Genomic DNA, 22,942 nt, shown 5'->3' with positions numbered 1-22,942 from the left:
CAGCGCCCGCCGACGCCTGTGGATAACGCTCTGACCTGCCCGTTCGTCCGATCCGTGGTGCCGTCAGCGGTCAGGAGCACACAGTTCCGGCCGCCGGTACCCGGCCGTCGAGCAGGTAGCCGTGCACCGCGTCCTGCACACACTTGTTCTTGCTGTCGTAGGCGCCGTGCCCCTGGCCCTTGTAGGTCAGTTCCACGCCGACGCCCTTGCCGAGCGCGTCCACCATCCTCCCGGCGCCCTCGTACGGCGTCGCGGGGTCGCCGGTGTTGCCGATCACCAGGATCGGCGGTGCGCCCGGGGCGCTGACGTCCGGATGGCCGGCGGCTCCGGCGACCGGCCAGTCGGTGCAGCTGAGCAGGGACCAGGCGAGGTAGTCGCCGAACAGCGGGGAGGCGTCCCGGAACTCGGGCAGCTTGCCCTCCACGTACGCGGGGTCGTAGCGGGGTTTGTCGTCGGCGCAGTTGATGGCGACGTTCGCCGCGGTGATGTTGCTGTACTCGCCGTCCTCGTTGCGCCCGTTCAAGGCGTCCGACAGCACCATGAGGACCCGTCCGTCCCCGTCGTACGCCTGCTCCAGGCCCTCGGTGAGGTACTCCCAGAAGTCCTTCGAGTACAGCGCCTGGGCGATGCCGCCGGTCGCGGCCGTCTCGGTGAGTTCGCGGGGGAAGACGCCGGGGATCGGTTTGCGGTCGAGGTCCTTCAGCAGCCGGGCGATGCGTGCCTTGACGTCCTCGGCCGTGTCTCCGACCGGGCAGTCCTCGGTCTTGGACACGCAGTCCTCGGCGAAGTTGTCGAGCGCCAGCTGGAACCCCTTCGCCTGGCCCAGCGAGCTCTGCTCCGCCGTCTGCGTCGGGTCGACCACCGCGTCGAACACGGCCCGGCCGACGTGCTCGGGGAAGAGGTGGGCGTAGACGCCGCCGAGTTCGGTGCCGTAGGAGATGCCGAAGTAGTGGAGCTCGTCGTCGCCGAGGACCTGGCGCATCAGGTCCATGTCCCGGGCCGCGTCGGTGGTGCGCACATGCGGCAGGATCTTCTTGGAGTTCTTCTCGCAGGCCGCGTTGAACTTCTCCGTGTTGTCCACCAGCTCGGTGCGCTCGGCCTGGTCGTCGGGGGTGGCGTCCTGCTGGAAATAGGTGTCGAGCTGCTCGTTGTCCAGGCACTCCACGGGGTCGCTGCGGCCGACGCCGCGCGGATCGAAGCTGACCAGGTCGTAGCGGGTGCGCAGTTTCGCGTAGTCCTGGCCGAACGCGGGCAGGGTGGTGACCCCCGACCCGCCCGGTCCGCCGAAGTTGAAGACGAGCGAGCCGATCCGCCGGTCCGCCGCGCCGTCGGCCTCGGCGCGGATCAGCGCCAGTCCGATCGTGTCGCCCTCGGGGTCGTCCCAGTCGAGCGGGGCCCTCATCGTGGCGCACTGCCACGCGTCGCCGTCCGGCAGCGGAGAGGGGGCCGCGCCGCCGCCCTCGGCCTCGGATGGTGCCGGGCAGTCCTTCCAGTCCAGTTTCTGGCCCGTCAGATCCTCGTCGTCCTCCTGCGACCCGCCGCCGCAGCCCGCCAGCAGGGCGGACAGCACGAGGGCGGTGGCGGTCAGGACGGCGGCGCGCAGCCGGGAGGGATTCGGCATGCGTCCATCGTGCGGTCGCGCGGGAGCACCTGCTCGGGGCCAGGGCCGTACGGGGTACGGAGCGTCTCCCCCCGTGTCCGGTTATAGGGCCTCTTTGCGCGTGAGGTGGTTGAAGACGAGCCAGCCCGGCAGTACGGGCAGCCACAGGGTGAGCAGCCGGTAGAGCAGGACCGCGGGCGCGGCGACCTCCTTGGGCAGGCCGACGGCGATCAGACCGACCGTCAGCGTCGCCTCCACCGCGCCCACACCGCCCGGCGTCGGCGCGGCGGACCCCAGGGCGTTGCCGGCGAGGAAGACGACGGCGACGCTCGCCAGACTGATCGACGACGACTCGTCGCCGAAGGCGCGGATCGAGGCGTCCAGGCACATCACGAAGCAGGCCGTGAGCAGCAGCATGCCGCCGATGCCGGTGATCAGCTTCTGCGGCCGCTGCAACACGTCCAGCATGCGCGGTACGACCCCGGCGAAGAGCGACCTCACGCGCGTGACGACGAATTTGCGCAGGAACGGCACCGACGTCACCACGAGCACCAGCACCGCCACCGTCAGCAGGCCGGCGATGACCGTCCTCGACGGCGACAGCGATGGCGTCTTCTCGGTGCCGGTCAGGTAGCCGAAGGACAGCAGCATCAGGATGTGGCAGCCGAGCCCGAACAGCTGCGACGCGCCGACACTCGCCACCGCGAGCCCGGGGCGCACGCCCGCGCGTTGCAGGAAGCGGGTGTTCAGGGCGACGCCACCGACGGCGGCGGGGGCGACGATCTTCACGAACGACCCGGCGACCTGCGCGGCCACGGTCCGCAGGAACGGCACCTTCTCGGGCACGAAGCCCAGCAGGGACATCGCCGCCGCGACGTAGCTCGCCGCCGAGAACAGCACGGCCGCCGCCACCCAGCCCCACTGGGCGTTCGAGATCAGGGGGCCGAACTCGATGTGGGTGAGCTGCGTCAGCAGGAAGTAGGCGCCGATCGCACCGGCGATGAAGCTGATCAGCGTGCGCGGCCGCACCCGCTCCAGCCGGGCCGGCTCGACGGGGGCCTGCGGCCTGATGCGCAGCACCGCGTGGCGGATCTGGGTGAGCAGATCCTCCTCGCGCGCCTCCTCGATGGCCTCGTCCACGGCCCGCTTCTCGGCCCGCTGCTCGGCGCGTACGGCCTTCTTGTCCGCTTTGTCTGTAGGGGGGCTGTCGGCTTCCTTCGGCGCGTGGCTCGTCACGTCGTGACCGGCCGCCTCCGCGCGGGCCAGCTTGGCCTGCCGGGACGACTCCAGCACCGCCTCGCGCTCGCGCTGGGCCCGTTCCCGGGCCAGCCTGCGCAGGGTCGCGCGCGTGGAGCGGCTGAGCGCGATGGGCTGGAGCATGGGCAGGCAGTCCGCCACCGTGTCGGGACCGAGGACGGCCACCGCCGACGCGACCGCGCGTTCGGCGCCGACCCGCAGGCCGAGCGTCACCAGGAGCTGGGAGATGTCCATGCGCAGCAGCAGGTCGCCGGCCGCGATCTCGCCGATGCGCAGGTCGGTGAGGATCACCGTGCCGGAACGATCCACCAGGATCGCGTCGCCCACCAGCCTGCGGTGCGCGATGCGCCGGGACTGAAGGGCTTGTACCTGCTCCCAGGTGCCGCGCAGCAGGTCGTCGGTGATGTCCTCGTCCGCCAGCGAGTCCAGGGTGCGCCCGCCGGTGTGCTCGTAGACGAGCATCACGGCGTCGGGACCCAGCTCCGAGGTCGCGATCAGCTTGGGGGCGTTGGCACCGGCCGCGATGGCGGCGTAGGCGAGCAGGGCCTCCTGCTCCAGGGCCTGCCGCAGCGAGGGGAGGCTGCTGCGGGTGGCGAAGCCGCGCAGCGTCAGGTTGCGCCAGGCGCGGTAGAAGAAGCCCTGGGCCTGCTGTTCGCGGTCCACCACCGTCACGTCGAGGGGCCGGCCGTCCTCCAGGGTGACGAAGTAGCGGCGGCCGCGGTCCCCGGTCTCGACGCTGTCGGACGGCGCCTCCTGCCGGGCGGCGGTCACCGGCCGGAAGCCGACGTGCCGCAGGCCCGCCATCAGCGTCCGGCCGGTGGGCCGGACGTTTGGGGAGCCGACGGCGTACAGGGTGCCGTAGGCGACGGTCCAGCCGATGAGGACGGTCAGGATGATCGAGAACGGCGTCGTGTAGCCCGTGACGAGCATCGAGAAGGCGTCCAGGAGCAGCACGATCCACAGCACCGCGCGCCAGCGGGGTCTGCGGGACATGCCGACGGCCGTCATGTACGCGATGACCGGGGCGAGGTAGCCGTGCACGGGGTCGGTCAGGGCGTGGATGTCGCCCGGGGACGGCTGGGTGAGCGCCTCCTGGATGGAGCCGGGAGCGGCCTTGGCGACCCACAGGTCGGTGGCGAGGGTCACTCCGTGCGCGAGGACCGCCGCCAGGACGCCGTCGGCGATCCGCAGCCCGTCCCGTTTGATCAGCCGCTCGATCGCGAACGCGACGGGCACCAGGAGGATCGCGATGCTGGAGGCCAGCCCGGCGATCTTGATGAGGAGGTCGGGGGCCTGCCCGGTGCCCTTGTTGATGTCCTGTTCGAGGCCCGAGGTGGTGCCGTGGGCGAAGGCGGCGATGGCCAGGAGTACGGCGACGGCGAGTACGCCCACCAGGAGGCGCACCAGGTCGGAGGGGCGGTGCACGCGCGCGGGGAGCAGTGGTTCGTCGCCCTCGACCTCGTCGATGTGCGCCACGTCGTCGGGATCGGCGGCGGTCGCCGACGGGCCCTCGGCCACCCGCTCGCCGCTCTCCCTGGCGTCTGCGTCCGCGGCGTCCGGGCGCGACGAAGCGTCAGAGGTGCCCTCGGCGTCCTCGGGGTGCGCACCCTGCTGCTTCATCGCCTCTTCTTGCTCTCGTATCACTGGTCACCGCCCGCACGATGGTGGCATGCCGCGTCGGACTCGGCAGGCATCAGGGTGCTCGTGCGGGCCGCACAGTCTGCCCGAAGAGCTGCTTGTGGGCGAGGGACGCGGGCCTTCGGGAGTGCGTCGCGTTGTCGGCGGGGTACGGCAGGATGGGGCGGATGAGCGAGCAGAGCCTGCCGGACGGCGTCCGTCCGGAGAACGCGGACGCGCTGCCCGAGTACGCCGAGCGGGTCCTCGACGTGACCGAAGTGATCCCGCCGGGCCGCGTCATGACGTATGGGGACGTGGCCGAGTACCTGGAGGAGGGGGGACCCCGCCAGGTCGGCCGGGTGATGTCCCTCTACGGGGGAGGTGTCCCCTGGTGGCGTGTCGTCCGCGCGGACGGGGTCCTGCTCGCGGGGCACGAGCGGGAGGCCCTCGACCGCTACCGCGAGGAGGGCACGCCCCTGAAGGAGGCGAGCAGAGCCACCCAGGGGCACCTGCCGCGCCTCGACCTGAAGCGGGCGCGGTGGGACGGCGGTGCACGCGCACCGGAGCACGGCTGACGCGCACGGGGTCACATCCGACAGCTTCCGCCATGCGACCGGCCGATGTGTGACGTGTGATCCGTACGAGGTACACCGGACACTTCGGGCATGTCCGTGGCATGACGTACGTTCGTGGGGCAGGGGGCGTTCGTGCCAGGAGTGACCCGAGGGAAGAAGAGGAAGCACTGCTTCCGCCTCTTTCGTCGGCGTAGCGTCGGCCGCACGTGTCCCCCTCATCCCGTGGCCACCGCCCCACCCGGGGCGCGGACGGCCCACCAGCACACCCACCAGGACCGGCGAACCACGTGAGCTCCTCTTCCTCCACCGGACACCCGTCGCACCCCCAGGTGCGACGGGGGAGCCGTGGTGCTTACCGGCTGGTGCGTACCCCGCCGGCACGCGTGGACCCCCCTCGTCTGGACGCCGCACAGCGCGCCGTGGTTGACCACCGGGCCGGACCGCTGCTCGTCCTGGCCGGGCCCGGCACCGGCAAGACGACCACACTGGTCGAGTCGGTGGCGGAGCGGATCGCCGGGGGCGGCGACCCCGAGCGCATCCTGGTGCTGACCTTCAGCCGCAAGGCGGCCGTCGAACTGCGCGACCGGATGGCGCTGCGCATCGGCGCCGCGCGCGCCCCCCGGGCGACGACCTTTCACTCCTTCGGCTACGCCCTGGTCCGCGCCCACCAGGACAGCGACCTGTTCGTGGAACCCCTGCGGCTGCTGTCCGGCCCGGAGCAGGACGTGACCGTGCGCGAACTGCTCGCCGGCCAGGTCGACCTGGAACGGCTCGGGCTCGCCCATGTGCGCTGGCCCGACGAGCTGCGGGCCTGCCTGACCACACGCGGCTTCGCCGACGAGGTCCGCGCGGTGCTCGCCCGCAGCCGCGAACTGGGACTCGGTCCGGACGCGCTCGGGGCCTTCGCCCGGCGTATCGGCCGCCCCGACTGGCGCGCCGCCGCCCTCTTCCTCGCCGAGTACCTCGACGTGCTCGACCTCCAGGGCGTGCTCGACTACGCCGAACTGGTCCACCGCGCGGTGCTCCTCGCCCGCCGCCCCGAGGTCGCCGCGCACCTGTCCGCCCAGTACGACGCGGTATACGTCGACGAGTACCAGGACACCGACCCGGCCCAGGTGCGGCTGCTGCACGCCCTGGCGGACGGCGGGCGCACCCTCGTCGCCTTCGGCGACCCCGACCAGTCGATCTACGCCTTCCGGGGCGCGGACGTCAACGGCATCCTGGACTTCCCGACCGCCTTCCCGCGCGCGGACGGCCGTCCGGCGCCGGTCGAGGTGCTGCGGACCGCACGCCGGTCCGGGGACGCCCTGCTGGCCGCCACCCGGCTGCTGACCCGGCGCATGCCGCTGACCCGCCTTCCCGCCGACAAGGTCCGGGCACACCGTGAGCTGACCCCGGCGCGCGACGGCGGCCGGGTCGAGGTGTACACGTACCCGACCTCCGGCACCGAGCTGGACAACATCGCCGACATCCTGCGCCGGGCGCACCTGGAGGACGGCGTCCCGTGGGGCGAGATGGCCGTCCTGGTCCGCGCCGGATCGCGCACGATCCCCACGCTCCGCCGGGTCCTCACCGCGGCCGGCGTCCCCCTGGACATCGACGGCGACGACCTCCCCCTGCGCCACGAGCCCGCGGTGGCGCCCCTGCTGACGGCGCTGCGAGCCGTGGCGGAGGCGGTGGCGGGGGCGGGGGAGCAGCCCGGGAGCGGCGAGGACGGGCAGGCGGCGGCCGGGAAGGCGAGGGAGGCTCAGCCCGACGGCCCGCCCGGTGGACAGGCCGACGGTGCGGACAGGGCCGACACCAGCACCGAGACCGACGCCGACACCGGCGCGGGCGATCAGGCCGTACCCGAGGCGGCGTCGAACGACGCACCCGTGCGCGAGCCCGCGGCCGACACGGAGGCCGACGCCACCACGGCTCCCGCCACGGCCTCCACCACGGTCCCCACCGACGACGCCACCACGGACCCTGCCAAGAACGCCGCCCCGGACGCCGATACCGAGGCGAAGCCCGCGCCCGGTGAACGCGCACACCGCGCGGACGAGCCGTGCTGGCTGTCCACCGAGACCGCCCTCACCCTGCTCACGTCCCCCCTCGCCGGGATGGACGCCGCGGACCTGCGCCGCCTCGGCCGCGCCCTGCGCGACGAGCAGCGCGCCGCGGGCAATCCGCTGCCGCCCCCCTCGGACGAACTGCTCGCGCGGGCGCTGGCCGAGCCGGAGCGGCTCGCCGTGCACGACCCCGCGTACGCGCGCGGGGCCCAGCGGCTCGGCGCGCTCCTGCGCACGGCACGTGAGCGCCTGGCGGGAGGCGGCAGCGCCGAGGAGGCGCTGTGGGACCTGTGGGACGGCACCCCCTGGCCCAGCCGCCTGGAACGCTCCGCCCGGCGCGGCGGCGCGGCCGGGCGCAACGCGGACCGCGACCTGGACGCCGTGTGCGCGCTGTTCGCGACGGCCGCCCGCGCGGAGGAGCGTTCCGGTGGCCGGGGCGCCCTGAACTTCCTGGAGGAGGTCGACGCCGAGGACATCGCGGCCGACACTCTCGCGCGGCGTGCGGTACGCCCCGACGCCGTCCGCCTGATGACCGCGCACCGGGCCAAGGGCCTGGAGTGGCGGCTGGTCGTCGTCGCGGGCGTCCAGGAGGGCCTGTGGCCGGACCTGCGCCGCCGCGGCTCCCTCCTGGAGGCCGACCGGATCGGCCGCGACGGACTCGCCGAACCCCTCACCCCCGGAGCCCTGCTCGCCGAGGAGCGCCGCCTGTTCTACGTGGCCGCCACGCGCGCGCGTGAGCGACTCGTGGTGACCGCGGTGAAGGCACCGGCCGACGACGGGGACCAGCCCTCCCGGTTCCTGACCGAACTCGGCGTCGAACCCGCCGACGTCACCGGCCGTCCGCGCCGCCCCCTGGCCGTCGCGGCGCTCGTCGCCGAACTGCGGGCCACCACCGTCGACCCCCGCGTCTCCGCCTCCCTGCGGGAGGCCGCCGCGCGCCGTCTGGCCCGCCTCGCCGCGCTGACCGACGAGGACGGCCGCCCCCTGGTGCCGTCCGCGCATCCCTACCGCTGGTGGGGTATGTGGGACCCGACCGAGAGCAAGGTGCCGCTGCGCGACCGCGACCAGCCCGTCACCCTCTCCGGGAGCGCCCTGGACCAGTTGGCCAACACCTGCGCCCTGCAATGGTTCCTCGGCCGCGAGGTGAAGGCCGACGCGCCCGCGACGACGGCCCAGGGCTTCGGCAACGTCGTGCACGTGCTCGCCGACGAGGTGGCCTCCGGACACACCCCGGCCGACCTCGCCGTCCTCATGGAGCGCCTGGACTCCGTGTGGAACGCGCTCGCCTTCGACGCGCCCTGGAAGTCGGCCCAGGAGAAGGCCAACGCGCGTGTGGCGCTCGAACGCTTCCTGAAGTGGCACGTCATGGACCGTGCCGGGCGCACCCCGGTGGCGAGCGAGCACGACTTCGACGTGACCCTGGAGGCGGGCGACTACCAGGTGCGCATCCGCGGCCAGATGGACCGCGTGGAGGCCGACGGCGACGGCCGCGCCTACGTCGTCGACTTCAAGACCGGAAAACACGCCCCCACGTCCTCGGAGGTGGCCCGCCACCCCCAGCTCGCCGTGTACCAGCTCGCCGTCCGCGAGGGTGCCGTCGACGAGGCCTTCGACGGCGTACGCCCCGAACCGGGCGGCGCCGAGCTCGTCCACCTGCGCCAGGGCGCGCCCCAGCGGGACGGCGGCGAGACCCTGCCCAAGGTGCAGGCGCAGGACTCGCAGGAGGGGCCCGGGGGCGAGTGGGTCGGCGACCTGCTGGCCACGGCCGCGGGCAAGGTCCTCGACGAACGGTTCACCCCGACCACGGGCCAGCACTGCACCCACTGCGCCTTCCGCGCGTCATGCAGCGCACGGCCCGAGGGGCGGCACGTCGTCGAGTGAGCGACGGGAGCCGGGGACCGGCGGAGGAGACGGAAGTCGCGCCGGCGAAGCCGAGCGACCGGTGTGACACGTCGCACCACGTGCGCTGACCTGCGCTTCCCCCGGCCCGAGAGGCCGTCCGGCACCCGCTGTCAGTGGTCGCCGCTAGCCTCTCTGACGTGCCCGCCCACATCACCGATCCCGAGCAGCTCAAGGAGCTCCTCGGCATCCCCTTCACCCCGGAGCAGACGGCCTGCATCGTCGCGCCGCCCGCACCGCAGGTGATCGTGGCCGGAGCCGGGTCGGGCAAGACGACGGTGATGGCCGCGCGCGTGGTGTGGCTGGTCGGCACCGGCCAGGTCGCCCCGGAACAGGTCCTGGGCCTCACGTTCACCAACAAGGCGGCCGGCGAACTCGCCGAACGCGTCCGCAAGGCCCTGATCAGAGCGGGCGTGACCGACCCGGACGTGATCGACCCGGACGACCCGCCGGGCGAGCCGTCGATCTCGACGTACCACGCCTTCGCGGGCCGCCTCCTGACCGACCACGGCCTGCGCCTCGGTCTCGAACCGACATCCCGCCTGCTCGCCGACGCCACCCGCTACCAGCTCGCCGCGCGGGTCCTGCGCGAGGCCCCCGGGCCCTACCCGGCGCTCACCCGGTCCTTCGCCGACCTGGTCAGCGACCTCCTCGCCCTCGACGCCGAACTCGCCGAGCACCTGGTACGCCCCGAAGACCTGCGCACCTGGGACGCCGGCCTCCTGGACACCCTGGAGGGCGTCCGGCTCAGCAACGCCGATCTGCGCAAGGTCCCCGAGGCCGCCGCCGCCCGCCGCGAGCTGGCCGACCTGGTGATCCGGTACCGCGCCGCGAAGCGTGAACGGGACCTGCTCGACTTCGGCGACCAGATCGCCCTGTCCGCTCAGCTGGCCGGGCTCCCCGAGGTGGGCCGCGTGCTGCGCGACGCGTACCGGGTCGTGCTGCTCGACGAGTACCAGGACACCTCCGTGGCCCAGCGCATCCTCCTCGCGGGCCTGTTCGGCGACGGCACCGGCCATCCCGTGACCGCCGTGGGCGACCCCTGCCAGGCCATCTACGGCTGGCGGGGCGCCTCCGTCGCCAACCTCGACGACTTCCCCGAACACTTCGCCCACGCGGACGGACGACCCGCGGCCCGGCAGGCGCTCAGCGAGAACCGCCGCAGCGGCGGCCGCCTCCTCGACCTCGCCAACGGCCTCGCCGAGCCCCTGCGCGCCATGCACGCGGGCGTGGAGGCCCTGCGCCCCGCCCCCGGCGCCGAACGCGACGGCATGGTCCGCTGCGCCCTGCTGCGCACCCACGCCGAGGAGATCGACTGGATCGCCGACTCCGTCGGCCACCTCGTGCGCACCGGCACGGCGCCCGGTGAGATCGCCGTCCTGTGCCGCACGGCGACCGACTTCGCGGAGATCCAGGGCGCGCTGGTGGCCCGCGACGTCCCCGTCGAGGTCGTCGGCCTCTCCGGGCTGCTGCACCTGCCCGAGGTGGCCGACCTGGTCGCCGTCTGCGAGGTCCTCCAGGACCCGGGCGCCAACGCCTCCCTGGTGCGCCTGCTCTCCGGCCCGCGCTGGCGCATCGGCCCGCGCGACCTGGCCCTCCTGGGCCGCCGCGCCCGGCTGCTGGTGAGCCACGCGCGCGTGGAGGGCGACGACGACCCCGACCGGAGGCTCGCCGAGGCCGTCGAGGGAGTCGACCCGTCCGAGGTGATATCGCTGGCGGACGCCCTGGACACCTTCCTGGAGACGCCGCTGGACGGCACCGGGGACGACGACGGGCTGCCCTTCTCGGCGGACGCGCGCGTGCGGTTCGCCCGGTTGGCCACCGAGCTGCGCGATCTGCGCCGGTCCCTGTCCGATCCGCTCATGGACGTCCTGTACCGCGTCCTCGCCGTCACCGGTCTGGAGGTCGAGCTGTCGGCGTCCCCGCACGCCCTGGCGGCCCGCCGCCGCGAGACCCTGTCCAACTTCCTCGACGTCGCCGCCTCCTTCGCCGCGGGCGACGGGGAGGCCACCCTGCTCGCCTTCCTGGGCTTCCTGCGCACCGCCGCGCAGTACGAGAAGGGCCTGGACAACGCGCTGCCCGGCGGCGAGAACACCGTCAAGGTGCTCACCGCGCACAAGTCCAAGGGCCTGGAATGGGACGTCGTCGCCGTGCCCGGCCTCGTCACCGGGACCTTTCCCAGCGGTCAGGGCCGGGAGAAGTGGACCGCCCAGGGCAAGGTCCTGCCGCACGGTCTGCGCGGCGACGCCGAGACCCTGCCCGACGTCGCCTCCTGGGACTCCCGCGGCCTGAAGGCCTTCCACGAGGCCATGAAGGACCACCAGCACACCGAGGAGCTGCGCCTCGGCTACGTCACCTTCACCCGCCCCCGCTCCCTGCTCCTGGGCTCCGGGCACTGGTGGGGACCCAGCCAGAAGAAGCCCCGCGGCCCCTCGGACTTCCTCACGGCCCTGTACGAGCACTGCGCCGCCGGACACGGCGAGATCGAGGCCTGGGCGGACGAACCGGCCGAGGACGAGGAGAACCCGGCCCTGCACGGGGCGACCCTCGACGAGGTCTGGCCCCTGCCCCTGGACGACGAGGCACTCGCCCGGCGCTGGGCCGCCGCCGAGACGGTCCTCGCCCACCTGGACGGCCTCGCCTCCGGGGAAGGCGGCCTCCCCGCCGACCCCGGCCCCGACACCTACGACGACCCGGACTGGCCGCCACCCCCGGAGGACGCCGAGGCGCTCCCGGAGGAAGGGGATCCCGACTGGGCGGGTGACCCCGCGGACCGGGACGCGACGGGCGACCCCGCCGACTGGGACACCTGGACCACGGACCGCCCCGCCACCGAGCGGGAGAGCCCCACGGTTCCGCACCAGGCGACGCCCCGCGAACAGTCACCGGGCGCCGCCCCCGCATCCCCACCCCTCCCGGCACCCGTCCCAGCACCCGTCCCGGCACCCTCACCCGGTCGCCTCACGCCGGAGGAGGCACGCACCGTCGCCTCCTGGGACCGCGACCTGGACGCGCTCACCGGCGAGCTCCTGCGCGCCCGCGAGAGCGTCACCGAAGTGCCCCTGCCGGCGTCGCTGACCGCCTCCCAGCTGCTGAGTCTGGCCGCCGACCCGGACGGCTTCGCCCAGGAGCTGGCCCGCCCCATGCCCCGCCCGCCGCAGCCCGCAGCCCGCCGCGGCACCCGGTTCCACGCCTGGGTCGAGGCCCGTTTCGAACCCCTGACGCTGCCCCTGCTGGAACCGGAGGAGCTGCCCGGCGGCGACGCGGAGATCGCCGACGAACAGGATCTGGAGTTCCTGAAGGACGCCTTCGAACGCACCGAGTACGCCCGCCGCACCCCCTTCCGCGTCGAGGCGCCCTTCCAGCTCTCCCTCGCCGGCCGGGTCGTACGCGGCCGCATCGACGCCGTCTACAAGGAGGGCGACGGAGACACCGCGACGTACGAGATCGTCGACTGGAAGACGAACCGCGCCGCCACCGCCGACCCGCTCCAGCTTGCGCTCTACCGCGTCGCCTGGGCCGAGCAGCAGGGCGTACCGGCCACCTCTGTGACGGCCGCCTTCCTGTACGTGCGCACCGGCGAGGTCGTCCGCCCCCAGGGGCTGCCGGACCGGGCGGCGCTGGAGAAGCTGCTGCTGGCCGAGCCGGTCGGTGACGAACCGCACGATCGGGGTGTCCGCGCGGGCCGATAGGCTCGTCAGCATGAGCCACCCCGTTGACAATGCTGTCAGCGCTGTCCGCACGTACATCGAACAGCACCGCGCCGCCTTCCTCGACGACCTCGTCGACTGGCTGCGCATCCCGTCCGTGTCGGCCCAGCCCGAGCACGCGACCGATGTGCGCCGCAGCGCCGACTGGCTCGCCGCCAAACTGAAGGAGACCGGCTTCCCGACCGCCGAGGTCTGGCCCACCCCCGGAGCCCCCGCGGTCTTCGCCGAGTGGCCCTCCGGGGACCCGCAGGCGCCGACGGTCCTCGTCTACGGCCACCACGACGTACAGCCCGCCGCCCGCGAGGACGGCTGGCACAGCGAACCCTTCGACCCCGTCGTCCGTGACAACCGCCTCTACGCGCGCGGGGCGGCCGACGACAAGGGGCAGGTGTTCTTCCACACACTCGGTGTCCGCGCCCACCTCGCCGCGACCGGCCGCACCGCCCCCGCGGTCAACCTCAAGCTGCTGATCGAGGGCGAGGAGGAATCCGGCTCCCCGCACTTCCGCACCCTCGTCGAGGAGCGCGCCGAGCGGCTCGCCGCCGACGCGGTGGTCGTCTCCGACACCGGCATGTGGTCCGAGGACACCCCCACCGTCTGCACCGGCATGCGCGGCCTGGCCGAGTGCGAGATCCAGCTGCACGGACCCGACCAGGACATCCACTCGGGCTCCTTCGGCGGTGCGGTCCCCAACCCGGCCACCGCCGTCGCCCGCCTCGTGGCCGCCCTGCACGACGAGCACGCGCGCGTGGCTATCCCCGGCTTCTACGACGGAGTGCAGGAGCTCACCGAGCGCGAACGCGAGCTCTTCGCCGAGCTGCCCTTCGACGAGCGGCAGTGGCTGCGCACGGCCAAGTCGTACGCCGCCCACGGCGAAGCCGGACACACCACCCTGGAGCGCATCTGGGCCCGTCCGACCGCCGAGGTCAACGGCATCGGCGGCGGCTACCAGGGACCGGGCAGCAAGACGATCATTCCGTCGTCCGCCATGGTGAAGCTCTCCTTCCGTCTCGTCGCGGGCCAGGACCCGGGCGACGTGGAGAAGGCCGTCCGCGCCTGGGCCGCCGACCGGATCCCGTCGGGCATCCGCTGGGAGATCACCTTCAGCTCCGCCACCCGCCCGTGCCTGACGCCGCTGGACCACCCGGCGCTGCGGTCCGTGGTCCGCGCCATGGGCCGGGCCTTCGGGAAACCGGTCCGCTTCACGCGCGAGGGCGGCTCAGGCCCGGCCGCCGACCTCCAGGAGGTGCTCGGAGCGCCGGTGCTGTTCCTCGGCATCTCCGTCCCGTCCGACGGCTGGCACGCCCCCGACGAGAAGGTGGACCTGGACCTGCTCCTCAAGGGCGTCGAAACCTCCGCCCACCTCTGGGGCGACCTGGCGGAGCACTGGCGTCCCGTGCCCTGATCGCCGCGCACGGTCCGGGACCCGACCGGCGTCGCGCGCGGCACACTGGAAAGGCCGCCCCGCACCGCCGAGCCCTCCCGGACCCGGTCACCGCCCGCCGTACGAACCGCTGAACCCGCCTGCCGAACCGAACCGCTCACCGGGGGAGTTGGAAGCACCCGTGACCACCTGGACCGACCACACCGCCGACCGTCCCATCTCGCTCACCGCTCCCAGCGGCATCGACCGCGCCGCCCATCACCGCCTCGACGAGGCCTGGCTCGCGGCGGCGTGGAGCCACCCCTCGACGCGCTGCTTCGTGGTCTCCGGCGGCCAGGTCCTGATCGACGAGACACCCGACGGGGCCACCGAACTCGTCATGACCCCCTCCTTCGAGGCTCCGCTCACCGAGGCGCACCGCTACTTCCTGGGCACCGACGAGGACGGCACCAGCTACTTCGCCCTCCAGAAGGACTCCCTGCCCGGCCGCATGGACCAGTCCGCCCGGCCCGCGGGCCTGCGCGAGGCCGGCCTGCTGCTGTCGCCCCGGGACGCGGGGCTGATGGCCCACGCGGTCGCCCTGGAGAACTGGCAGCGCCTGCACCGGTTCTGCTCCCGCTGCGGAGAGCGCACCGTCATCGCCGCGGCAGGACACATCCGCCGTTGCCCCGCCTGCGGCGCCGAGCACTACCCGCGCACCGACCCGGCGGTGATCATGGCGGTCACGGACGAGGAGGACCGCATCCTGCTCGGCCGCCAGGTGCACTGGCCCGAGGGCCGCTTCTCGACCCTCGCCGGGTTCGTGGAGCCCGGGGAGTCCATCGAGCAGTCGGTGCGCCGCGAGGTCCAGGAGGAGGTGGGCGTCACCGTCGGTCCGGTCGAGTACGTCGCCAGCCAGCCGTGGCCCTTCCCGTCCAGCCTGATGCTCGGCTTCATGGCCCACGCCACCTCGACCGAGATCAACGTCGACGGCGACGAGATCCACGAGGCCCGCTGGTTCTCCCGCGAGGAACTGGGCGCCGCCTTCGAGTCCGGCGAGGTACTGCCGCCCTACGGGATCTCGATCGCGGCCCGCCTCATCGAGCTCTGGTACGGCAGGCCGCTGCCGACGCGCGGCGCCTTCTGAGCCCGACGTCACAAGAGGGGCGGCCCACTCCCGCAACGGGAGTGGGCCGCCCCTCTCGACTTCTGCGCCTGCCTGCGTCCTGGCCGGCCGGCTACGCGCCGATCTTCTGCTTCACCTGCGCCAGCGACGGGTTCGTCAGCGTCGAACCGTCGGGGAAGAGCACGGTCGGCACCGTCTGGTTTCCGCCATTCGCCTTCTCCACGAACGCGGCGGACTCCGGGTCCTGCTCGATGTTGACCTCGGTGTACGCGATGCCCTCGCGGTCCATCTGGCTCTTCAGCCGACGGCAGTAGCCGCACCACGTGGTGCTGTACATCGTCACAGTGCCCGACATGTCTCTCGTGCTCCTTCGGCGACTCGGAAAGCGGCGTCTCGGGGGTGAGGTCGCAGGAGGGGAACGTCCGCGGCGGCGCGACCATTCCCGTCGCATTCCCCGTCACGGGACGCCCGCGGCGTGATGCCGGTCGCATCGGTACGACTATCGGTGCGTGCCTGTGGACAACCGACTCACCCGTCTCGCGAGACCTGGCAGCATGGCGGTGTGACAGCAGCAACGCACTCCACCCTCTTCCCGCAGGTACCGGACTCGGCCGACGCGGTGCTCGAAGGGCTCGACCCCGAGCAGCGCGAGGTGGCGACCGCCCTGCGCGGCCCGGTGTGTGTGCTGGCGGGAGCCGGTACGGGCAAGACCCGGGCGATCACCCACCGCATCGCCTACGGGGTGCGGGCCGGGATCCTCCAGCCCTCCAGCGTGCTCGCCGTCACCTTCACCAACCGCGCGGCCGGTGAGATGCGCGGCCGGCTGCGCCAGCTCGGCGCCTCCGGTGTCCAGGCCCGCACCTTCCACTCGGCGGCGCTGCGACAGCTCCAGTACTTCTGGCCGAAAGCGATCGGTGGCTCCCTGCCCCGGCTCGTCGACCGCAAGATCCAACTCGTCGCCGACGCGGCCGCCGCCTGCCGCATCCGCCTCGACCGGGGAGAGCTGCGCGACGTCACCGCGGAGATCGAGTGGTCCAAGGTGACCCAGACCGTCCCCGCCGACTACGCTCCGGCGGCGGCCAAGGCCGGCCGGGAGGCGCCCCGCGACCCGGCGGAGATCGCGCAGCTGTACGCCGCCTACGAGGATCTCAAGCGCGCTCGCTCCGTCATCGACTTCGAGGACGTGCTGCTGCTGACGGTGGCCGTCCTCCAGGACCGGCACGACGTCGCCGAGCAGGTCCGCGCCCAGTACCAGCACTTCGTGGTCGACGAGTACCAGGACGTCAGCCCCCTTCAGCAGCGCCTGCTGGAGCTGTGGCTCGGGGACCGCGACGACCTGTGCGTGGTGGGCGACGCCAGCCAGACGATCTACTCGTTCACGGGAGCAACCCCCGACCATCTCCTCGACTTCCGCGTCCGCCATCCCGGCGCCACCGTCGTCAAGCTCGTCCGCGACTACCGGTCCACCCCTCAGGTCGTCCACCTCGCCAACGGGCTGCTCGCCCAGGCCCGGGGCCGGGCCGCCGACCACCGCCTGGAGCTGGTCTCCCAGCGTGCCGCGGGCGCCGAGCCCGTCTACACCGAGTACGCCGACGAGCCGGCCGAGGCCGAGGGCGCGGCCCGCCGCATCCGCGAGCTCATCGACTCCGGCGTCCCCGCCGCCGAGATCGCCGTCCTGTTCCGCACCAACTCCCAGTCGGAGACCTACGAGCAGGCACTCGCCGACGCCGGGGTGCCCTACCAGCTGCGGGGCGCCGAGCGCTTCTTCGACCGGCCCGAGGTGCGCAAGGCCGGCAGCGCCCTGCGGGCCGCGGCGCGCTTCGGCGGCAACGACTCGCTCCTCGACGACGTCGTCGACCTGCCCTCGCAGGTGCGCGCGGTGCTGTCCGGGGAGGGCTGGACGACCGAACCCCCGGCCGGATCGGGTGCCGTGCGGGAGCGCTGGGAGTCACTGGCCGCACTGGTCGGCCTGGCCCAGGACTTCGCCGCCGCCCGAGCGGGGGCCACCCTGAGCGACCTGGTCGTGGAACTCGACGAGCGGGCGGGCGCCCAGCACGCGCCGACGGTGCAGGGCGTCACGCTCGCCTCCCTGCACTCGGCCAAGGGCCTGGAGTGGGACGTCGTGTTCCTGGTCGGCGTCGCCGAGGGCATGATGCCGATCACCTACGCAAAGACCGACGAGCAGATCGAGGAGGAGCGCCGCCTTCTCTACGTCGGTGTCACCCGCGCGCGTGAACGCCTGCACCTGTCCTGGGCGCTGGCCCGGTCGCCCGGCGGCCGGCCGAGCCGCAGGCCCAGCCGCTTCCTGAAGGGTCTGCGGCCCGGTTCGGGCACGGCAGGCGGGCGTGCCGCCGCCGGGGGATCCGCAGGCGTGGAGCGCGGGTTCCGGGGCGGCGGTGGCGGTGCGGAGGCCGCCGCGCCGAGACGGACCGCGCGGACACCGGCCCGCTGCCGGGTCTGCGGGCGCACGCTCACCGACGCCGGTGAGATGAAGCTGATGCGCTGCGAGGGCTGCCCGTCCGACATGGACGAGGGCGTCTACGAGCGGCTGCGCGAGTGGCGGGCGGTGCAGGCGGGACGCAGCGGACAGCCCGCGTTCTGCGTCTTCACCGACAAGACACTGATGGCGATCGCCGAGTCCGTCCCGGAGGACGAGCGGGAACTGGCCCGGATCCCCGGGGTCGGAGCCCGCAAGCTCCACCGCTACGGGTCCGACGTCCTGGCCATCTGCGCAGGCCAGGAAGGCGTGGGGCTTGACGGGGACGACTGATACAAACTCGTCGAGAAAATAGTTTGCGCATGCCCCGGGAATCCCCATAGGTTCTTGGTCACGGGAACAGCGGCCTTCCCGGAGGCCCTGAATCCGTGTTGTACTTGCATATCCGCGGACTGGTTCGTCCCAGTCCCCCGAGACGCCGAGAGGAGGCGAGTCCAGTGATCAGCATCAACAGCAGCTTCATCGTCAGCTCCACCGCCAAAATGACCGATCGCTCGGCCGTCTCCCTGTGCACGCTCGGCGCTTCTCACTCGGGCACCGGTCTGTCCGGCATTCGTGCCGTGCGTCCGGCCGCCGCCGCTGCCCCCGCGGGCCTTCCTGTCCGCGAGCGCAATGAGCGACCGACCAAGGCACTGGAAGCAGCAGTAGCGGCACAGGCGCAGGCCTATGCCTTTACCGCGACCGGTGCCGGATTCCGGAAGCAGACGACGCAGCACCACCTGATGTGGGCCTTCCGTGGGCCAGAACCCTGGAGTGATCCAGCCTGATCGTCGATCAGGCCGGCGCCTTCAGGGCCGCGGAACCCCACCCGGGATCCGCGGCCCTTCTGTTTGTCCCCGAACGGGGGCGACAGCACGAAGGAGCCTCGGGACAAGAAAAGAACCCGGTACCAAGCCGCCACCCGGTCAACCGGCCGGAACGAACAGACGAGGAAGACCACCCGTGCAACTCGAAGCGCACGCCCCGTCCGTACCGCCTTCCGACACGATCCCCAAGCCCTGTTCCACGGAGGACTCCACCTTGACCCCGCTCACCGCGCTCACCGCGCTCGACGACGCCATCGAGAACCTCGGCGTGCCCGTCCCCTGCCGCTCTTACGACCCGGAGGTCTTCTTCGCCGAGTCGCCGGCGGACGTGGAGTACGCCAAGTCCCTCTGCCGCACCTGCCCGCTGATCGAGGCCTGCCTCGCCGGTGCCAAGGAGCGGCGTGAGCCCTGGGGTGTCTGGGGTGGCGAACTGTTCGTCCAGGGTGTCGTCGTAGCCCGGAAGCGGCCCCGTGGCCGCCCGCGCAAGAACCCGGTTTCGGCATGAACACCGCAGGAACGATCGACCGCCCCCTCACGTACGACCCCCAGAAGCAGGCCCCGATGAAGCCGTCCACCCACGACATCGCAGGCACCGCGCCTGAAGACTTCACCACCAGTGGCGCGAAGGACTCGCGTCAGAACAGGACCCGTGAAATGCAACTCATCCCAGAAGCCCTGGCACGTGCGCATATGCACGAGCGCCTGCATGCGGCCGAGCAGGAACGCCGGGCGCTGCGCCTGGTGACCGCTCGCCGGATGCAGCGCCGGGCGGAGCGCGCCTCGCTGCGTGCCCGGCGTGCGCTGGCCATGGCGGTCATGCAGTAACCGACACACCTGAAGCGGTGGTCTCCCGGCGGGAGACGAAGCTCCGCACGTGGGGGCCGGTCCGTCCGAACGGACCGGCCCCCACGGCGTGCACGGCCCCGGTGGATCAGGCCTCGGCGGCCGTCTCCGCCACCCCGGCGGCGTCCTCGCCGTCCTCGGTGAGGTCCTCCTCCACTTCCCCGGCCTCGTCCTCGGCGAGGAAGCCGACCAGCCACTCCTCCAGCTCGTCGCGCAGTCGAACGGTGGCCCCCAGCTGGCACAGCACACCGATGGTGCTCAGGGTCACGCGGTGGATCAGGAGGTACGCCGGCGGCAGATTGAGCTGCTTGGCCAGCTGGTAGGCGGGGGAGCGGGGATCACCGATGCGGGCGGCCTGGCTCCGCATCCAGCCGCGGGTGAAGGTGAACGCGTCGACCCTGGCCGGCTCGATGATCGGCAGGAGGTAGTCGAGCACGGCGTCGGGGTCCAGCTCTATCGACTCCTTGACGAAGCCCTCCGCGCAGAGCATCTCGTAGACGGCCTCCGCCTCGCCGTCCAGCGTCATGCGCAGCGCCTGGCCGATGGGCTCGGGGAGGCCGCCCGGGAGGCGGTCGACCGTGCCGAAGTCCAGGACGCCCAGGCGCCAGTCGTCCTCGCCCTCGGGCCCGCCGGGCAGCAGCCGGAAGTTGCCGGGGTGCGGGTCGGCGTGCAGGAGTCCGGTGCGCGCGGGACCGGAGAACAGGAAGTGGGCCAGCAACTGGCCGGCCCGGTCGCGCTGCTCCTGCGTACCGTCCGTGATGATCTCCGACATCGGGATGCCGTCGATCCACTCGGTGACCAGCACCTGCTCGCACTGGTGGACGACGCCCGGCACCACGATGTCCGGGTCGTCCTGGAACACCTCGGCATGCGTCCGCTGGGCCTGCGCCTCCAGGTCGTAGTCCAGCTCCTCCGAGACCCGGTCCTTCAGCTCCGTGATCAGCGGCTTGATGTCCATGCCGGGGACCAGCGGCCCGAGCAGCCGGGCAAAGCGGCTGAGCTGGTTCAGGTCGGAGAGCAGGGCCTCGCCGGCACCCGGGTACTGCACCTTGACCGCCACCTCGCGGCCGTCGTGCCACACCCCCCGGTGCACCTGCCCGATCGAGGCGGCCGCGGCGGGCTTGTTCTCGAACTCCAGGAACAGCTCCTGCCAGTCCGCACCGAGCCGCTCCGCGAGCACGGCGTGCACGGTGCGCGTCGGCATCGGCGGTGCCGCCTCCTGGAGCTTGGTCAGCGCGGCCCGGTAGGGGCCGGCGACCTCCTCGGGCAGCGCCGACTCGAAGACGGACAGCGCCTGCCCGAACTTCATCGCCCCGCCCTTGAGCTCGCCCAGCACCTTGAACAGCTGATCCGCGGTGCGCTGCTGAAGTTGCTGGCCGACGATCTCCGCGGACTCGCCCACGATCCGCTTGCCCAGCCCCCAGGTGGCCCGCCCGGCGAAGCCGAGCGGAAGCGCGGCGAGCTTGGCGGTCCGGGTGACCGCCTTGCGCGGAAGATCAGACATGCGCCCTCCAAGTCCCAGCCGGCCGTGTCGGTTCCGCCTCGTGGCGTACTTCCGTTGACGGCCCTTGCCCCGCCATTGTCGCGCGCCGCGCCCCGTCCTCGGGGCTGTGTTCCTGCCCACCTTTACCGGCTGCTCCGCACGGGCACCCGGGATGCGGCCGGACCGGCCGCGGTTGCCATCGCAGACCGGGCAGCGCGATCTCCCAGCGGGCGCCGATGCTCGACGGTGCCCGGCCGTCCAGGAAGGCGAGGGCCTGGGCCGCCGCGAACCCGGCGACGGTCGTCGCGAGGGTGAGGTCGCAGGGCGGTACGCGGTGCTGCCGGCCCGAACGCCACTGCGCCACGAGTCGCGGCCAGGCCGCGTCCCGGTCGGTGCGGTCGGCGTGCAGGCATCCGGCGCACCCCGTCTCGCCGGGTAGGACGAGGGGGCCGACGACACCGGTCCCCTCCACGACCCCGGCGTACAGGTGGGGTGTGCCGGAGGCCATCAGGGACTCCGCGGCGGCGGGGTCGGGTGTGTGCACCGCGACGTCGTCGCGCGGGGCGACGACCACCAGGGACAGGCCCGGGGCGGCTTCCTCGGGCGGAGTGGCCGGGCCCCGGCGCGGCGGCCGGTCGGGGGCGGCCCGGCGGACGACACGGCGGGCCGCCTCGTCCCGTCGGTCGCCCACGGACTCGGTGGGCAGGCCGCCCGGAGCGACGTCCCACGGCTCGACGCGTCCCACGTCGCGCACGTCGATCCCGCCGACCCCCGCTCCCGACAACAGCCCCGCCAGTACCGCACCCACGCGTCCCGCACCCCGCACGCCCACCCGCAGGGCCCGCCGGGCGGCCAGGTGCCGGATCGCGTCGCCCGGGTCCGAGGTGGTCAGGGACAGTGAGGCCAGGTCGGGGCGGAGCCGGTCGAGGACCTCCTTCTTCGCCCGCAGAGCGTCGGCGGCCGGCCCGCCGCCCCGGGAGTCGTCGAGGAGACCGGCCCGCGCCAGTCGCTCCACGACCCGGTCGACATGCCCGTCCGGCAGGTCCATGCGCTGCCCCGCCTCCCGCAGGAGCGCCGTGCCACGCGTGCCGTTGAGCAGGTCGAGGAAACTTCCCGTCGCCGTGTCCACCGGGGCCAGCGTCAGTGCGTGCGCCGGTGTCATCCCGAACTGCACGGTGTTCAGATCGCGCCAGCCGCGCCTGAGCGCGGGCTTCACCATCGGATGCATGCCAGGTCCCCCGTACGTGTTGCGCATGGTCGGCCGCGCCGGCGCGCGTCGCCCCGTGTCCGGCTGCGGAGTCGTCGCCGCATCCGGGCGCGGATCCGGCGACGAGAGCCAGCATGCCCGGATCCGCTCGGAGGCGTCGAAAGTTGTCCACAGGCAGTGGGTATTCGTCGTACGAATCGGCCGCACGTCTGTCAGGACGGGTGGCGGATCGGCACCGATGCGTCCCGGAGCCGGGACTTCCCCGTGTGCAGCGGGTAACGTCGTGGCGTGTCCGCCGACCCACTGCACCGTGCCGGGGCACCCCCGCGCACACCGACGAATCCGCCTCCGAACGGCTCGGGGACGAGCGCGATCGAGGTGCGCAGGAGCACCCGGCGACGCCGGACGGTATCCGCGTACCGCGAGGGCGATCGCACCGTCGTGCTGATCCCCGCCCGGATGTCCGAGGCCGAGGAGCAACGCTGGGTGAGCGTCATGCTGGACAAGCTGGCCGCCCAGGAGAGCAAGCGCGTCCTCGGCGACGCCGAGCTGGCCGAGCGTGCGGAGCGCCTGTCGGGGCAGTACTTCGCGGGCCGGGCCCGGCCCACCTCGGTCCGCTGGGTCACCAATCAGAACACCCGCTGGGGATCGTGCACCCCGTCCGAGGGCAGCATCCGGCTGTCGCACCGCCTCCAGGGCATGCCCGAGTACGTCGTCGACTACGTCCTCCTGCACGAGCTGGCGCATCTGCTGGTCCCCGGGCACGGGCCCCGGTTCTGGCGGCTCCTGGAGGCCTATCCGCGCACCGAGCGTGCCAAGGGCTACCTGGAGGGTGTGGTCGCCGCGGACCGGCTGCCGCACGTACCGGGCGCCCGCAGCGAGTAGCCCGCGAGCCCCGGGCGGGCGTT

15 protein-coding genes are annotated in these 22,942 nt (G+C 73.1%); 10 read left to right on the top strand and 5 right to left on the bottom strand.

All coding sequences use genetic code 11. From position 1 onward, the window contains the following. Positions 1 to 70: 70 nt before the first annotated feature. Both B9W62_RS13100 and B9W62_RS13095 read right to left on the bottom strand, forming a co-directional pair. Positions 71 to 1,621, bottom strand: coding sequence for an alpha/beta hydrolase (locus B9W62_RS13100; protein WP_087807350.1), 1,551 nt, complete (start codon positions 1,619 to 1,621; stop codon positions 71 to 73). Positions 1,622 to 1,702: 81 nt separating this feature from the next. Continuing rightward, positions 1,703 to 4,477, bottom strand: a complete 2,775-nt coding sequence (locus B9W62_RS13095; protein WP_087807349.1) for a lysylphosphatidylglycerol synthase domain-containing protein — start codon at positions 4,475 to 4,477, stop codon at positions 1,703 to 1,705. Positions 4,478 to 4,662: 185 nt separating this feature from the next. On the opposite strand from B9W62_RS13095, the gene B9W62_RS13090 reads away from it, so the two are divergent. The 5 genes from B9W62_RS13090 to nudC all read left to right on the top strand — a co-directional run bounded on the left by B9W62_RS13090 (position 4,663) and on the right by nudC (position 15,219). Beyond that, a complete protein-coding gene (locus B9W62_RS13090) occupies positions 4,663 to 5,049 on the top strand; it encodes an MGMT family protein (protein WP_306426452.1) in 387 nt (128 codons plus the stop codon). Between the two features lie 287 nt (positions 5,050 to 5,336). Continuing rightward, on the top strand, positions 5,337 to 8,981 hold the full coding sequence (locus tag B9W62_RS13085; RefSeq protein ID WP_087807347.1) for an ATP-dependent helicase: 3,645 nt from the start codon (positions 5,337 to 5,339) through the stop codon (positions 8,979 to 8,981). A 158-nt stretch (positions 8,982 to 9,139) separates the two neighbouring features. After that, positions 9,140 to 12,691 (top strand): ATP-dependent DNA helicase, encoded by a 3,552-nt coding sequence (locus B9W62_RS13080; protein WP_087807346.1) that lies wholly within the window; start codon positions 9,140 to 9,142, stop codon positions 12,689 to 12,691. A gap of 10 nt (positions 12,692 to 12,701) precedes the next feature. Next, a complete protein-coding gene (locus B9W62_RS13075; protein ID WP_087811883.1) occupies positions 12,702 to 14,114 on the top strand; it encodes a dipeptidase in 1,413 nt (470 codons plus the stop codon). 160 nt (positions 14,115 to 14,274) lie between these two features. Next, on the top strand, positions 14,275 to 15,219 hold the full coding sequence (gene nudC, locus B9W62_RS13070; protein ID WP_179235470.1) for an NAD(+) diphosphatase: 945 nt from the start codon (positions 14,275 to 14,277) through the stop codon (positions 15,217 to 15,219). Positions 15,220 to 15,310: 91 nt separating this feature from the next. Here nudC and B9W62_RS13065 read toward each other — a convergent pair whose 3' ends face one another. Next, the gene (locus tag B9W62_RS13065) at positions 15,311 to 15,553 is read right to left on the bottom strand and encodes a mycoredoxin (RefSeq protein WP_003973789.1); all 243 of its coding nucleotides are present in this window, start codon (positions 15,551 to 15,553) and stop codon (positions 15,311 to 15,313) included. 207 nt (positions 15,554 to 15,760) lie between these two features. On the opposite strand from B9W62_RS13065, the gene B9W62_RS13060 reads away from it, so the two are divergent. The 4 genes from B9W62_RS13060 to B9W62_RS13045 all read left to right on the top strand — a co-directional run bounded on the left by B9W62_RS13060 (position 15,761) and on the right by B9W62_RS13045 (position 19,326). After that, on the top strand, positions 15,761 to 17,968 hold the full coding sequence (locus tag B9W62_RS13060; RefSeq protein ID WP_087807345.1) for an ATP-dependent DNA helicase UvrD2: 2,208 nt from the start codon (positions 15,761 to 15,763) through the stop codon (positions 17,966 to 17,968). 164 nt (positions 17,969 to 18,132) lie between these two features. After that, positions 18,133 to 18,462 carry a hypothetical protein gene (locus tag B9W62_RS13055; protein ID WP_174256465.1) on the top strand — a complete coding sequence of 110 codons (330 nt, stop codon included), beginning with the start codon at positions 18,133 to 18,135 and terminating at the stop codon, positions 18,460 to 18,462. A 175-nt stretch (positions 18,463 to 18,637) separates the two neighbouring features. Beyond that, positions 18,638 to 19,006 (top strand): WhiB family transcriptional regulator, encoded by a 369-nt coding sequence (locus B9W62_RS13050; protein ID WP_003973786.1) that lies wholly within the window; start codon positions 18,638 to 18,640, stop codon positions 19,004 to 19,006. Further along, positions 19,003 to 19,326 (top strand): hypothetical protein, encoded by a 324-nt coding sequence (locus B9W62_RS13045; RefSeq protein WP_087807343.1) that lies wholly within the window; start codon positions 19,003 to 19,005, stop codon positions 19,324 to 19,326. Before B9W62_RS13050 ends, B9W62_RS13045 begins: the two co-directional genes overlap by 4 nt. A 106-nt stretch (positions 19,327 to 19,432) precedes the next feature. On the opposite strand, the gene B9W62_RS13040 is transcribed toward B9W62_RS13045, so the two are convergent. Then, the gene (locus tag B9W62_RS13040) at positions 19,433 to 20,848 is read right to left on the bottom strand and encodes an ABC1 kinase family protein (protein ID WP_087807342.1); all 1,416 of its coding nucleotides are present in this window, start codon (positions 20,846 to 20,848) and stop codon (positions 19,433 to 19,435) included. Then, positions 20,841 to 22,055, bottom strand: a complete 1,215-nt coding sequence (locus B9W62_RS13035) for a TOMM precursor leader peptide-binding protein (protein WP_087807341.1) — start codon at positions 22,053 to 22,055, stop codon at positions 20,841 to 20,843. The genes B9W62_RS13040 and B9W62_RS13035 overlap by 8 nt, the downstream gene beginning before the upstream one ends. A gap of 267 nt (positions 22,056 to 22,322) precedes the next feature. Between B9W62_RS13035 and B9W62_RS13025 the strand changes: the two genes are divergently transcribed. Continuing rightward, complete coding sequence (locus tag B9W62_RS13025; RefSeq protein ID WP_179235469.1) at positions 22,323 to 22,919, top strand: M48 metallopeptidase family protein; 597 nt, start codon at positions 22,323 to 22,325, stop codon at positions 22,917 to 22,919. The last annotated feature ends 23 nt before the right edge of the window (positions 22,920 to 22,942 follow it).

Source organism: Streptomyces sp. CS113 (genome assembly GCF_002188365.1).
Lineage (GTDB): Bacteria > Actinomycetota > Actinomycetes > Streptomycetales > Streptomycetaceae > Streptomyces > Streptomyces tendae.
Note: the sequence above shows the minus strand (reverse complement) of the source record. Positions and strands in the feature narration are given on the sequence as shown.

Excerpts from the sequence above, each read along its gene's own strand:
- B9W62_RS13035 (WP_087807341.1), bottom strand. The coding sequence starts at position 22,055 with ATGCATCCGATGGTGAAGCCCGCGCTCAGGCGCGGCTGGCGCGATCTG.
- B9W62_RS13095 (WP_087807349.1), bottom strand. The coding sequence starts at position 4,477 with ATGAAGCAGCAGGGTGCGCACCCCGAGGACGCCGAGGGCACCTCTGAC.
- B9W62_RS13040 (WP_087807342.1), bottom strand. The coding sequence starts at position 20,848 with ATGTCTGATCTTCCGCGCAAGGCGGTCACCCGGACCGCCAAGCTCGCC.
- B9W62_RS13090 (WP_306426452.1), top strand. The coding sequence starts at position 4,663 with ATGAGCGAGCAGAGCCTGCCGGACGGCGTCCGTCCGGAGAACGCGGAC.
- B9W62_RS13100 (WP_087807350.1), bottom strand. The coding sequence starts at position 1,621 with ATGCCGAATCCCTCCCGGCTGCGCGCCGCCGTCCTGACCGCCACCGCC.
- B9W62_RS13045 (WP_087807343.1), top strand. The coding sequence starts at position 19,003 with ATGAACACCGCAGGAACGATCGACCGCCCCCTCACGTACGACCCCCAG.
- B9W62_RS13075 (WP_087811883.1), top strand. The coding sequence starts at position 12,702 with ATGAGCCACCCCGTTGACAATGCTGTCAGCGCTGTCCGCACGTACATC.
- B9W62_RS13065 (WP_003973789.1), bottom strand. The coding sequence starts at position 15,553 with ATGTCGGGCACTGTGACGATGTACAGCACCACGTGGTGCGGCTACTGC.